This window comes from Streptosporangium sp. NBC_01810 (assembly GCF_035917355.1).
Classification (GTDB): Bacteria; Actinomycetota; Actinomycetes; order Streptosporangiales; family Streptosporangiaceae; genus Streptosporangium.
Genome location: NZ_CP109070.1, coordinates 7,711,778 through 7,724,856 on the forward strand (window position 1 = coordinate 7,711,778; position 13,079 = coordinate 7,724,856).

Below are 13,079 nucleotides of genomic sequence, written 5' to 3' on the forward strand. Positions count from 1 at the left end.
CGGTGAGGGACACCCCGCTCATGTCGTTTTGCAGCTTCATCGCGTCGCTGGTCCGGGTCAGCCAGAGTTGGGCCGCCGACTAGAGTTCGGCGTCGGTCCGGCCGTCGTGGTCGCGCACATCGAACTCGGCGGCCCAGCGGTCGATGCGCGGAATCAGCGCGCGGAGCTCGCGAGCGGTGCCGCGCTGCCGGGTCGCCGGCCGGGCCAGCGTCGGCAGGTGGCGCAGCAGCCGCCATGGGCGTACCCGGCCGTCCCTTGACCCGGTGAACTCGCTGTTGCCGCGGCCCCGATCCATGAGCGCGGGCGGCAGGCCGAGTTCGTGCTCCAGAAGGTGCACGAGCGCGCCCTCGTTGTAGTAAATGCGCCCGTAGATGCGCCGGGCCCAGCTGATCTCGTCCAAGAACGGCGCGTGGAGCGACCTGAAGGAGTGGCGCACCGCGTTGGTGATGATCTCGGGAGCCACCGAGGCGACCAGCGGGCTTACCGGGTCGGGCCACAGCTCGCCGACGTTGGCACGGGTCCAGACGTCAAAGTCGTGCGACCGGTCGGTGCCTTGGACCGGCCAGTTGTCGTCACCTGGCACGAGTGGCGGGACGGACCCCGGCGCGGCCGTGGCGTGGTCCGTCCTTCGGGTGATCGGGCGGGCCTGAGGAAGTACTCGCCCGCGAGGGCATCGACTCGGGTCGGCTCGGCGTCGTGCTGGCGCCACAGCGCTCGCCCGAGTTCCTTCGGCGGCTGGGAGTCGCGCTGGGCGTGTCACCGGAACGGGTTGTGGACACCTGCGCCGGCGGCCTTGATCTCTGCACCTCCTCACTGCCGTACGGCTTCCACGAGGCACAGAAGCGGGGATTGGCCCGGCCCGGCGACGTGGGACTGGTGCTGGGGGCGGGCGCGGGCATTCAGGTGGGCGCCGCGCTGTACTGGTTCTGAACGCCGCGGTGGCGAGGTGGCGAGGTGCCGCGGTGGTGAGGTGCCGCGGTGGCGAGGAGAGCGGGACTCGGCGTGACGAGACCCTCCTGGTCGACAGGATGGCGACGAGCGATGTGGGCCGGAACACGATGAGCGCGGGAGCGAGGGCCGGACTTGACCAAGGTGGGCCACTTGGACAGCTTTGCGGTGAACAGCTGTGGCCTGCACTGTTTTTACCTGTACAGCGCCCAGGCGCTCTACCTGTTCGCTCCGCTCGCCGTCGGCATGGTGGTGCTCGGCGTCGCGCTTCGGTTCGATTCCGTGCGGTGGCTTCGGCGGCCGGTCGACGGGGGTCTGACCATACGGGGGCGGCGCCTCTTCGGCGCGAACAAGACCTGGCTCGGGGTGCTGTGCGGCTTGGTGGGCTGCGTCGTGGGAGTGGCGGCACAGGCCGCTGTCGGTGGCCGGGCCGGTGACATCGCGCTCATTGACTACCGCGCCGACATCGTCCTGCCACTGGGGGCGACGCTAAGTCTGGGGGCGACATCCGGTGAGTTGATCAACTCCTTTGTCAAGCGTCAACTGGATGTGCCGCCGGGGCGACCCGGCCCTCGACGGTGGAGAGCATTACTGCATGTCGTGGACCAGGTGGACGCCTTGGTAACGCTCTGACCCCTGCTGCTGCTCTGGCCGGCGCCCGAATGGCCACTGGTGGCGCTCTCCTTCGGCTGGGTGTTCGTGCTGCACCAGGCGATCACTTTGGTGGGTCGCCGGATCGGGTTGACCGGTTGAACCCGGCCTTTGCCGCAGGCGGGTGGAGGATGTCAAGAGAAGCGGCTGAGCAGCAGTGCCAGCCTCCGCTCGTGATCCTCACGCCGGAGCCTGCCGCTGCGCATGAGCATGAGGAGCCCGTGCAGCCCGCTCCAGATGGTCTCGGTGAGCGTCTCCAGGTCGTCGTCTCGTACCAGAGGCCGCACGGCCTCGCGCAGCCCGCCAAAGGCTGCCTGCAGGGCGGGCGGTGCTTCGGGGGTGGCGAACGGCAGGTCGACGGTGTGGGTGAACATCGCGTCGTACAGCGCGGGCCGCCGCTCGGCGAACGCGGCGTACGCTGCGCCGACGGCGGCGAGGGCCTGCCGGGGGTCGGTCGCCGACGTACGGGCCGCGCACAGTTCGGCGGCGAGGTCGGCGAAGCCCTCCACCGCGACCGCCGCCATGATGGCGTCCTTGCCCTTGAAGTGGCTGTAGAGGACCGGCTGGCTGTACTCGATCTCCTCGGCGAGCCGCCGCGTGGTCACCGCGTCCCAGCCTTCGGATTCGGCCAGTTTTCGCGCGGTCGTGACGATCAACCGCTCCCGCTCTGCCCGCTCGCGTGCCCGGCGCACCTGAATCGACATGGCCGTGATCCTAGTGTCGCTAGCACTGCTGTCGAAACTATTTTATCGTCACGCTAATATCTAGCGGCGCTAGAAATTGAAGTAGATCGTGCTCACCCCCATCGCCTGCGGATTCGCCATCCTGCTCGACCTGTTCGTCCTCTGGTGGCTTCGCGGCCGTGAGCAGATCAGGCAGGCGCTGCTGGACCCGGACGCGTCCTGTGCGGGCGCACGCCTCGTTCCGGCCGCGGCGAACGGCTTGCCGGCGTTCTGGCAGATGCGGCCTGGCCCCGACGGTGTCCACACGCCCTTCGGGCTGATCCTCCTCCAGGTGTTCGAGGGGCTGATCAGCGGCATCACCACATACCTCGACGCCGACCGGCTGATCCTGCTTTTCGGCTCTCCGACCGATTTCTCCCAGCCGCCGGATGAGACTTCATGGCGAAGAAGTGAGAAATTTTCGCGGCGGAATCGGGCTACGGAGCCGGATCACGGAATCGGGCCGCGGAGCCGGATCACGGAATCGGGCCGCGGAGCCGGATCACGGAGCCGGGCCACGGAGGGGAGTCAGGCCATGTTGACGTACTGGCGGGGGCGGAGGGCATGGCTGCGCAGGGCGGCCAGGGCGGCCGCCCGGCCGGCAGGGGTGAGGCGGCCGTCGACGCGCAGGCCGAAGGCGTCCAGGCGCCTGCCCAGCTCGGTGAGCGAGGCGTCGACCTCCACGGTCTGCCACTCCGCGCAGTCGATCACCGCGGTGACCTGGTCGCGGTCGGCGGGGGCGCCGTCGGCGAGCAGCATCAGCGCCACCTCCCTGGCCGAGGCCCGGAAGCCGCTCTCCCCCGAGGCGGGGGCGAGCAGTGCGGCGGCGGCGGTCTCCCAGAGCAGGTCGGCGTCGCCGAGCAGGCGCTCACCCGCCGGAGTGGTCACCAGGCGCCTGCCACTCTGGCGCAGTGCGCCCATGTATTCCTGGGCCACCTCGCGGACCGCCGCCAGCTCCGCGCCGCTCCAGGTGCTCTCCGCGAGCACCGAACGGGCGAGGTTGTGCCGCTGGGTCAGCGGGATGCCCCCTGGGCGGCGTCCCACGGTCAGCAGCCAGCGAAGCGCTCCCAGGTGGGCCTCGTCCGGGGCCGGGATGGGGGCGTGCAGGCGCACCTCGAAGGGCTGGGCGAGCTCGCGCCAGGCGGTGCCCCGGCCGAGGACCCAGCGGTTGAGCCGCTCGCCCTGGACCCGGTGGAGCCAGTTGTCGCCGCCCAGCTCCGGGCGGGGCGCGGTGAGCCAGTGGCTGGTGAGCGTCTGCCGTTCGGCGGAGTCGGGGGCGAGCTTTCCCGAGACGATGGCCAGCTCCAGCGCGGCCGAGCAGGCGCCGTGCGCGCCCAGCTCCTCGGGGCCCATGATCGAGCTCCACCGCAGCTCGGGGACGTCGGGCGGGAGCACGCCCGTGGCGTCCAGGGCGCTCTGGTAGGCGGCCATTCCCGCGTCCTCGCCCAGGCGGGCGTAGGTACGCAGGATGTGGGCGGTCGTGGGGGAGGAGCAGAGGGCGGCGTAACGCTCCAGACCGCCCAGCAGCAGCAGCCGGCCCAGCGCGTGGGCGATCACGGTGCGGTCTCCGGTGACCTTGGAGGGCAGCGTGTACCAGAGGAACTCGCACACGTTGAGCTCAGTGATCGTCTCCAGCGGTTCGCCGCCGGTCAGCCAGTCGATCGCGCTGCGCGCGTGCTCGGCGGAGGCGGGCTCGGAACGCTCCAGCTCCGACAGGAGTGCGGCCACGTCCGGTGCAGGCATGCCTCGAAGTCTGCCGTATGCGGGCCTCCTCTGACGATGGACGTGACGTAATGGATCCTGCACGGCGCCTACCCTAGGAAATGTCTTCTAAGTGGCTCATATGCGAGCTGTCAGATCCAGCCTTTCTTGAAAAGCATTCGTGAACTCCACTCGGCGTAGGGGATGATCTCGGCGGTGAGCACCGGGTACAGCCACCAGAAGTTGACCAGTGCCAGCAGGGCGAAGGCCCCCACGATCGCGGCGCCGGCCATCCGCCGCCCGGGCAGGGCGCCGGACGGACCGATGATCATTCCGGCCGCGAGCACGATCGCGAGGATCATGAACGGGACCATGGGGATCGCGTAGAACAGGAACATGGTCCGGTTGTCGGCGATCGCCCAGTAGAACCAGGGGAGCCAGCCCGCGGCGTAGGCGAGGAGCACGGCTCCGGCGCGCCAGTCGCGGGTGGCGACGTACCAGGCGACCATGGCGATGAGGGCGGCCAGGCCGCCGTACCAGATGACCGGGGTACCGACGCCCAGCACCGCCTGCGAGCAGCTGTCGGTGCCGCAGGCGCCCTTGGGGCTCTCGTAGAAGAACGCCACGGGGCGGAGCAGCAGCGGCCAGGACCAGGGATCTGACTGGTAGTTGTGCGGGGTCGCCAGTCCGGTGTGGAAGCTCAGCACCTGGAAGTGGTAGCTCAGCCAGGAGCGGAACGAGTCGAAGACGAAGAACACCGGGCCCTGCGAGGTCGCCTGCGCCCAGTTGCGGCCCCAGCCGTCGGCGGAGGCGAACCAGCCGGCCCAGGAGGCGATGTAAGTGATCGCGGGCAGCAGGACCAGCGCGGGCAGGGCGCTCGGCAGATCCTTGCCGAAGACCCCTCCGTACGGCCTGCGCAGGCCGATCGCCCTGCGGGCTCCGGCGTCCCAGACCAGGGACATGACCGCGAAGGCGATGAGGAAGAAGATCCCCGACCACTTGACCGCGCAGGCCGCGCCCAGGCACAGCCCGGCCGCGATCCGCCACGGCCGCAGCCCCAGCCAGGGGCCGTGATCACTGAGCGGCGAGGTCTCGTACCAGTCGACGAGTTTCCCGCGCGCCCGGTCACGGTCGGCGACCAGGCAGGCGAACCCGGCCAGCACCCAGAACATCAGGAAGATGTCCAGCAGCGCGGTCCGCGACAGCACGTAGTGCAGGCCCTCGACCGACAGCAGCAGCCCGGCCAGGCAGCCCAGCAGGGTCGAGCGGGTCATCCGGCGGGCCACCCTGGCCAGGATCAGGATCGACAGCACGCCGACCACCGCCCCGGCGAACCTCCAGCCGTACGGGGTCATGCCGAAGATCTGCTCGCCCAGGCCGATCATCCACTTGCCCAGCGGCGGGTGGACCACGTAGGAGGCGCACTTGTCGATCTCCGCGGGCGCGCACTGCTGCCAGATCTCGGTGCCGCCCCGCATCAGGATCTTGTCGGCGTCCTTGACGACGTTGTGCTCGGCGCCGAAGTTGATCAGCGCCCAGGCGTCCTTGGCGTAGTACGTCTCGTCGAACATGACCGCGTGGGGGTGACCGAGGTTCGTGAAGCGCAGGATCGCCCCGAACACCGTGACCAGCAGCGGGCCCAGCCAGCCCCACAGGGGGTTGCCGGGCATCGGCGGCACCAGACGGTCACGAGCGGAACCCGAGGGCCCGTCGCCCGGCTGGGGCTCCGGCTGCTCTGGCGCCTGGTTGGTGAAGTCGGTCACGGCCACCCGGACATCGTACGGTCCCCTTACCGCGCCCAGCCCAGGAAACACCTCACTACGGGACTAAATGGCGAACTTCTCCCCACGCCGAGGGCCATCCGAGATGCGGGAGGATGGAACGGTGACGGACAACGGCAGGCTTGTGCTGGCAGGGGCTCCGATCGGGCAGGTGGGCGACGCCTCGCCCCGGCTGCGGCTGGCACTGGAGAGCGCGGACGTGGTCGCGGCGGAGGACACCCGGCGGCTACGCCGCTTGGCCGGTGAGCTGGGCGCGGAGATCGGCGGCCGGGTCGTCTCCTACTACGACGCCAACGAGGCCGGACGGGCCGCCGAGCTCCTGGCGGCGCTCCAGGAAGGCAAGACGGTGCTGGTCATCACCGACGCCGGCATGCCGGGCGTCTCCGACCCCGGCTACCGGTTGACCCATCTGGCGGTCGAGGCCGGGATCGCGGTCACCTCGCTGCCGGGACCGTCGGCGGTGACCACGGCGCTGGCCGTCTCGGGGCTGCCCAGCGACCGGTTCTGCTTCGAGGGCTTCCCGCCGCGCAAGTCCGGGGAGCGCTCCCGCAGGCTCTCGGCCCTGGCCGAGGAGGAGCGCACGATGGTGTTCTTCGAGGCGCCGCACCGGCTCGGCGCCGCGCTGGCGGCGATGGCGGAGGCGTTCGGCGCCGACCGCCGGGCGGCGGTCTGCCGTGAGCTCACCAAGACCTACGAGGAGGTGCGGCGGGGTGGTCTCGGCGAGCTGGCCGAGTGGGCGGCCGAGGGCGTCAAGGGGGAGATCACCGTCGTGGTCGCCGGGTACGCCGGGCCGGCCCTGCCGCCGGTGATCGGGGACCTGGTGGACGAGGTCGCGCGCCGCGAGGAGACGGGGGTGCCGAGGAAGCAGGCGATCGTGGATGTGGCGAAGGCTGCGGGAATCCCCAAACGGGATCTTTATGACGCTGTCCATCGGGGTTGATTTATCACCATAATTCCCTGAATGGGATCAACACGGGATCGTCTCTTGCCGCCCATGCCGGGAAATATCGCCTGGGGTTGGCTGGGGCCGTTGCTGGTCGCGGCCTTCGGAGGGATCCTGCGCTTCGTCGACCTCGGACGGCCGCGTGCCGTCGTGTTCGACGAGACGTACTACGCCAAGGACGCCTGGGCACTGATCAACCACGGGGTGGAGCGGGCCTCGCTCGGCAGCGTGGAGGATCCCGTCGCCGACAGAATGATCATGCAGGGGAACACCGACTTCCTGGTCAAGTGCACCCCGCCGGAGGCCGATCCCTGCCCGCTCTACGTGGCCCACCCGCCGCTGGGCAAGTGGATGATCGGCCTGGGCGAGCAGATCTTCGGCATGACCCCGTACGGCTGGAGGTTCGCCGGGGCGGTGGTCGGCGTGCTGTCGATCCTGATCCTGGCCAGGGTGGCCCGCCGGATGACCCGCTCGACCCTGCTGGGCTGCCTGGCCGGGCTGCTGCTCGCGCTGGACGGGCTCCACCTGGTGCTGTCGCGGACCGCGCTGCTGGACATCTTCCTGATGTTCTGGGTGCTGGCCGGGTTCGCCTGCCTGGTCGCCGACCGTGACCGGGCGCGCGGGAAACTCGTCGACTGGTACGAGACCTCACCGCTCAGTGATCACGGCCCCTGGCTGGGGCTGCGGCCGTGGCGGATCGCGGCCGGGCTGTGCCTGGGCGCGGCCTGCGCGGTCAAGTGGTCGGGGATCTTCTTCCTCATCGCCTTCGCGGTCATGTCCCTGGTCTGGGACGCCGGAGCCCGCAGGGCGATCGGCCTGCGCAGGCCGTACCTGGGGGCGGTCGGCCAGGACCTGACCGGCGTCGTGCTGGCGCTGGGCCTGCTGCCCGCGATCACCTACATCGCCTCCTGGGCCGGCTGGTTCGCCTCGCCGCTCGGCTGGGGCCGCAACTGGGCGCAGGCGACCTCGCAGGGCCCCGGGTTCTTCGTCTTCGACTCGTTCCGTTCCTGGCTGAGCTACCACTTCCAGGTGCTCGGCTACCACACCGGGCTGAGTGAGGGGCACACCTACCAGTCCGCCCCCTGGACCTGGCCCGTCCTTTCGCGCCCGGTGGCGTTCCACTACCCGTCCGACAAGACCGGATGCGGTGCCGACAGCTGCGCCGAGGCGGTGCTCGGGGTCGGCACCCCGGTCATCTGGTACGGGGGGCTGGCCGCCCTCATCGCCATGGTCGCCTGGTACGTCGCCACCCGCGACTGGCGCGCCGGAGCCGTGCTCCTCGGCTACGCCGCGGGCTGGCTCCCCTGGTTCTACTACGCCCTCGCCGACAACCGGACCATGTACCTCTTCTACGCGATCACGATGGTCCCGTTCATGATCCTCGCACTGACCATGGCCGCCGGGCTGATCATCGGGCGGGCGGACGCCGCGCCCAACCGCAGGGCGCTCGGGGCCGCGGTCGTCGGGGCCTTCACCCTGCTGGCACTGGTCAACCTCTGGTGGCTCTACCCGGTGCTGGTGGCCGAGGTCATCCCACACTCCCAGTGGTGGTCGCGGATGCTGTTCCGGAGCTGGGTGTGACGGGTGTGACAGGCGTGACGGATGTGACAGGCGCGGCGGATGCGACAGACGTGACGGATGTGACAGGTGCGACAGGCGCGGCGGGCCGGGAGAGCCCGTGGCGCAGCGAGATCGCGGCCGCCAGGCACGCCAGCGGCACCGCGGGCAGCAGGTAGCGGTAGTCGAACTCGGCGGTCGCGGCCGGAGCCAGGATGAGGCCCAAGGCGGCCAGCCACGGCAGGAGCACGGGGCCGCCCAGTTTGCGCAAGCGCACCGCCACCCCGGCCAGGCCGATCAGCAGCAGCACGCCGATCACGAGGCCGGGCAGCCGGACGATCCGCTGGTAGCCCTGCATGAAACCGGCCCACGGGTCGTGCACGTCGGTACCGATCACGCGCAGCTTGCCCTGGATCGGCGCGGTCCGCAGGCCCGGATCGTACTTCTGCGCGTCGGTGTCGGTACTGCCCCGGTACGACGTCCAGGCCGGGAGGATCTTGTTCTCCGGAAGGAACTCGTACTGCCGGTAGGTGTTGAAATCCGGAAAGCGCGGCCGGTCCCAGTGGAAGGCACGGAAGAAGTCGCCGGCCACCAGGCTCAGATAGTCGAGCGGCTGGGACAGGATGGCCCGCTGGGCGAACGCGCCGGCCGTCTTGTTCGTCTCGGGGGTGAACGTGCTGCCCACCCCGAAGGCGTGGAAGCGCTGGCCGTTCTGCGCCCACCAGAGGTACTTCTGCCCGGAGAAGCCGCGCTGGCCGGGCGGCGCGCTGATGCACAGCAGCGCCAGCTCCAGCTCCTCACGAGGGTCGATCCGCATCTTCTTGCAGTCGGCGAAGAGCGCCGTCCGCATGTAGAGGATCGCGCCGTCGCTGTTGGTCATCGCGAAGTTGCCGTGCGCGGACGCGAACCAGGCCATGTAGCCGACCACCGGGAGCGCGCACGCGGTCACCATCGCCGCGATCGTCTTCCAGGCGGTGCGCTTGACCAGCAGGTAGACCACGACCAGCGCGAGGATCGGCAGGCCGATCGACCGGGTGAGCGCGGTGAGGGCCAGCAGCAGCCCGATCACCGCGCCGATCCGCCAGGACATCCGCCGGTGCCAGAGCACCAGCATGATCACGCCCACGACCAGCAGCATGAACATCGCGTCGGACATGACCAGGTGTTCGAGCTGGAGCTGGTAGGCGTCGAACAGCACCGGCACCGCGGCCAGCGTGGCCCCCCAGCCGGGCAGGCCGAACCTGCCGCGCAGCAGGGTGTAGATCAGCACCGCGATGCCCAGGCCCATCAGGTGCTGTACGAAGACCACCAGGCCGAAGCTGTGCAGCGGCCGCAGAGCCAGGAGCAGGAAGGAGTAGCCGTTCGGGCGCAGCGCGCTGGGCCGTTCGGGGTTCACCGCCCCGGAGACGTACTCGTAGGAGTCGTTGAACCACAGGGCCGGGCCGTAGCCGAGCATGGTGACCACACGCAGCAGGAATGCCAGCGCGAGGGCGGCCACGAAGAGGCGATGCCGGTGCAGGAAGACCCGCATGCGAGTGACCCGGTCGGGCGGAGGCACGTCCAGGGGAGGGCGGTCGGCGACGGTCACCATGCATTACAGGATGCCAGTCGTTTCAGGGAGTTGACCCGGGCAAGGGGGTTCAGAGGGCATCATGGTGGGATTGGCTTGTGCCGTGAGTGAAGGGTTGAGACGTGGAACTGACCGTGGTCATGCCTTGTCTGAACGAGGCGGAGACCGTGGAGACCTGCGTACGCAAGGCACTCGCCTGCATGCGGGAGCACGGGATCGACGGGGAAGTGCTGATCGCCGACAACGGCAGCACCGACGGCTCACAGCAACTCGCGCGCGAGGCCGGGGCCCGGGTCGTGCACATCGACGCAAAGGGGTACGGCAACGCCCTGATCGGCGGCATCCGAGCCGCGCGCGGTAGCTACGTCATCATGGGCGACGCGGACGACTCCTACGACTTCACGGCGCTGCTGCCGTTCGTCGAGCAGCTCCGCGACGGTGCCGACCTGGTGATGGGCAACCGGTTCAAGGGCGGCATCGCGCCGGGCGCCATGCCCCCGCTCCACCGCTATCTGGGCAATCCGGTGCTCTCCTTCATCGGACGGCTCTTCTTCCCCAGCGCCATCGGTGACTTCCACTGCGGCCTGCGCGGTTTCCGGCGCGACTCCATCCTCAGGCTCGGCCTGCAGACCGGCGGCATGGAGTTCGCCAGTGAGATGGTGGTCCGCTCGACCCTGTCGGGCCTGGACGTGCGCGAGGTGCCCACCACGCTCTCGCCCGACGGCCGCTCCCGCCCGCCGCACCTGCGCTCCTGGCGCGACGGCTGGCGCCACCTGCGCTTCCTGATGCTCTACAGCCCGCGCTGGCTGTTCTTCATCCCCGGCCTGGTGCTGATGACCCTCGGTCTGGTCGCCGGCGCCGCCCTGACCTTCGGCCCGGTCTACATCGGAAAGCTCGCCTTCGACGTCGACACCCTGGTCGGTGCCTCCGCCATGGTGGTGATCGGCTTCCAGGCGGTGCTGTTCGCGCTGTTCACCAAGGTGTACGCGGCAGAGGAGGGCTTCCTGCCGGAGGACAGGCGGGTGCGCAAGCTCGTCGACATCGTCTCCCTGGAGAAGGGGCTGGTCGTCGGCGGGCTGCTGGCCCTGGGCGGCCTGGGCGGCCTGGTGGCCTCCCTGGTCCACTGGCAGACGCGTAGCTTCGGCCCGCTGATCCCCTCGGAGTCGCTGCGCCTCGTCGTGCCCTCGGCCACCGCGCTGATCGTGAGCTTCCAGACGATTTTCGCCGCGCTGTTCATCAGCATCCTCGGCATCCGCCGTACCAAGGAGACGCCCATCGACGTGGCCGCCTCCGCGGCGGAGGAGGCCGCCGAGGCCGTCAGCCGCGCCGCCGAGGTCGCGGAAGCGGCCGCGCGTGCCGCTGGCGACAGGGAGAGCACCAAGACCCAGGGCCGCGTCCCTTAGGCTGGGCACCATGTCCCAGCACATCCTGACCGCGGTCGCCTGGCCCTACGCCAACGGCCCTCGCCACATCGGGCACGTCTCCGGATTCGGCGTGCCGTCCGACGTCTTCAGCCGCTACCAGCGGATGGCGGGCAACATGGTTCTCATGGTGAGCGGGACCGACGAGCACGGCACCCCGATCCAGGTGCAGGCCGACAAGGAGGGCCTGAGCGCCCGCGAGCTCGCAGACCGCTACAACAGGGTGATCGTCGAGGACCTCCAGGCACTCGGCCTGTCCTACGACCTGTTCACCCGGACCACGACGGAGAACCACTACGCGGTGGCGCAGGAGATCTTCAAGGGACTCCACGCCAACGGCTATATCTTCCCCCAGACCACGATGGGCGCCATCTCGCCCTCCACCGGGCGCACCCTGCCCGACCGCTACATCGAGGGCACCTGTCCCATCTGCGGTTACCAGGGCGCCCGTGGCGACCAGTGTGACAACTGCGGCAACCAGCTCGATCCGGTCCAGCTGATCAACCCGGTGAGCAAGGTCAACGGCGAGACGCCGATCTTCGTGGAGACCGAGCACTTCATGCTCGACCTGCCCGCGTTCGCCGAGGTCCTGGCATCGTGGCTGCGCTCCAAGGAGGGAGACTGGCGGCCCAACGTGCTGAAGTTCGCCCTCAACATGCTCGGCGACATCCACCCCCGCGCGATCAGCCGCGACCTCGACTGGGGCGTGCCGATCCCGCTGGAGGGCTGGAGCGACCAGGCCAACAAGCGGCTCTACGTCTGGTTCGACGCGGTGGTGGGCTACCTCAGCGCCTCCATCGAGTGGGCGCGCCGTTCCGGCGACCCGGAGGCCTGGCGCCGCTGGTGGCAGGACCCCGAGGCGCTCGGCTACTACTTCATGGGCAAGGACAACATCGTCTTCCACGCGGAGATCTGGCCGGCGATGCTGCTCGGCTACAACGGCCAGGGCGCCCGCGACGGCAAGCCGGGCTCGCTCGGCGCGCTGAACCTGCCCGCCGAGGTCGTCTCCAGCGAGTTCCTGACCATGGAGGGGCGAAAGTTCTCCTCCTCCCGCCAGGTCGTCATCTACGTGCGTGACTTCCTGGAGCGCTACGACGCCGACGCGCTGCGCTACTACATCGCGGTGGCGGGTCCGGAGAACCAGGACACCGACTTCACCTGGTCGGAGTTCCTCAACCGCAACAACGGCGAGTTGGTGGCGGCCTGGGGCAACCTGGTGAACCGATCGATCTCGATGGCCGCCAAGAACTTCGGGGTCATCCCCGAGGCCGGTGACCTCACCGATGTCGACCGCGCCATGCTGGAGCGCAGCCGCTCGGCCTTCCCGAAGGTCGCGACCGAGCTCGAGAACTGCCGGTTCAAGAACGCGACGAACGAGGCGTTCGAGGTCATCCGCGAGGCCAACAGGTACCTGGCCGAGCAGGAGCCCTGGAAGATCAAGGACAACCCCGAGCGGGTGAAGACCATCCTGCACGTCGCCCTGCAGGTGGTGGACGACGCCAAGACCATGCTGACCCCGGTCCTGCCCAACTCCTCCAACAAGATCTACGCGATGCTCGGCGGCACCGGCGTCTGGACGGGCATGCCGGAGATCCAGGAGGTCACCGACGAGGACGGCCGGAGCTACCCGGTCATCACCGGCTCCTACGACGGCGCCGCGCGCTGGGAGTCCGTCCCGATCCGGGTGGGCTCCCCGCTCTCCCCGCCGACCCCGCTCTTCGTCAAGCTCGACCCGAAGATCGTCAAGGAGGAGCTGGCCCGCCTGGGCCAGTAGCCGAGAAGGAC

General features: G+C 69.6%; 10 protein-coding genes and 1 pseudogene. 6 read left to right on the top strand and 5 right to left on the bottom strand.

Annotated features, from left to right (window positions below; translation table 11 throughout):
• Positions 1–79 precede the first annotated feature (79 nt).
• Positions 80–583, bottom strand: a complete 504-nt coding sequence (locus tag OIE13_RS34935) for a hypothetical protein (RefSeq protein WP_326829312.1) — start codon at positions 581–583, stop codon at positions 80–82.
• An 86-nt stretch (positions 584–669) separates the two neighbouring features.
• On the opposite strand from OIE13_RS34935, the pseudogene OIE13_RS34940 reads away from it, so the two are divergent.
• Positions 670–930, top strand: a pseudogene (locus tag OIE13_RS34940) (3-oxoacyl-[acyl-carrier-protein] synthase III C-terminal domain-containing protein); the annotation flags it as partial.
• Positions 931–1,101: 171 nt separating this feature from the next.
• A complete protein-coding gene (locus OIE13_RS34945; protein WP_326644950.1) occupies positions 1,102–1,581 on the top strand; it encodes a CDP-archaeol synthase in 480 nt (159 codons plus the stop codon).
• 152 nt (positions 1,582–1,733) lie between these two features.
• On the opposite strand, the gene OIE13_RS34950 is transcribed toward OIE13_RS34945, so the two are convergent.
• From OIE13_RS34950 to OIE13_RS34960, 3 genes are all read right to left on the bottom strand, one after another.
• Positions 1,734–2,303, bottom strand: coding sequence for a TetR/AcrR family transcriptional regulator (locus OIE13_RS34950; RefSeq protein WP_326644948.1), 570 nt, complete (start codon positions 2,301–2,303; stop codon positions 1,734–1,736).
• A gap of 546 nt (positions 2,304–2,849) precedes the next feature.
• A complete protein-coding gene (locus tag OIE13_RS34955) occupies positions 2,850–4,064 on the bottom strand; it encodes a hypothetical protein (RefSeq protein WP_326644946.1) in 1,215 nt (404 codons plus the stop codon).
• 110 nt (positions 4,065–4,174) lie between these two features.
• On the bottom strand, positions 4,175–5,791 hold the full coding sequence (locus OIE13_RS34960) for a dolichyl-phosphate-mannose--protein mannosyltransferase (protein WP_442816029.1): 1,617 nt from the start codon (positions 5,789–5,791) through the stop codon (positions 4,175–4,177).
• A gap of 97 nt (positions 5,792–5,888) precedes the next feature.
• Here OIE13_RS34960 and rsmI point away from each other — a divergent pair, with 97 nt between their 5' ends.
• Complete coding sequence (gene rsmI / locus OIE13_RS34965) at positions 5,889–6,743, top strand: 16S rRNA (cytidine(1402)-2'-O)-methyltransferase (protein ID WP_326829313.1); 855 nt, start codon at positions 5,889–5,891, stop codon at positions 6,741–6,743.
• Between the two features lie 54 nt (positions 6,744–6,797).
• Positions 6,798–8,327: a dolichyl-phosphate-mannose--protein mannosyltransferase gene (locus OIE13_RS34970; RefSeq protein WP_326829314.1), complete on the top strand. Its 1,530-nt coding sequence runs from the start codon at positions 6,798–6,800 to the stop codon at positions 8,325–8,327.
• Here the strand turns inward: OIE13_RS34970 and OIE13_RS34975 are convergent.
• Positions 8,275–9,894, bottom strand: coding sequence for a hypothetical protein (locus tag OIE13_RS34975; RefSeq protein ID WP_326829315.1), 1,620 nt, complete (start codon positions 9,892–9,894; stop codon positions 8,275–8,277). The genes OIE13_RS34970 and OIE13_RS34975 overlap by 53 nt on opposite strands.
• A gap of 101 nt (positions 9,895–9,995) precedes the next feature.
• On the opposite strand from OIE13_RS34975, the gene OIE13_RS34980 reads away from it, so the two are divergent.
• Both OIE13_RS34980 and metG read left to right on the top strand, forming a co-directional pair.
• Positions 9,996–11,276, top strand: a complete 1,281-nt coding sequence (locus tag OIE13_RS34980; RefSeq protein WP_326644938.1) for a glycosyltransferase — start codon at positions 9,996–9,998, stop codon at positions 11,274–11,276.
• A gap of 10 nt (positions 11,277–11,286) precedes the next feature.
• Positions 11,287–13,068, top strand: a complete 1,782-nt coding sequence (gene metG, locus OIE13_RS34985; RefSeq protein ID WP_326829316.1) for a methionine--tRNA ligase — start codon at positions 11,287–11,289, stop codon at positions 13,066–13,068.
• Positions 13,069–13,079 lie beyond the last annotated feature (11 nt).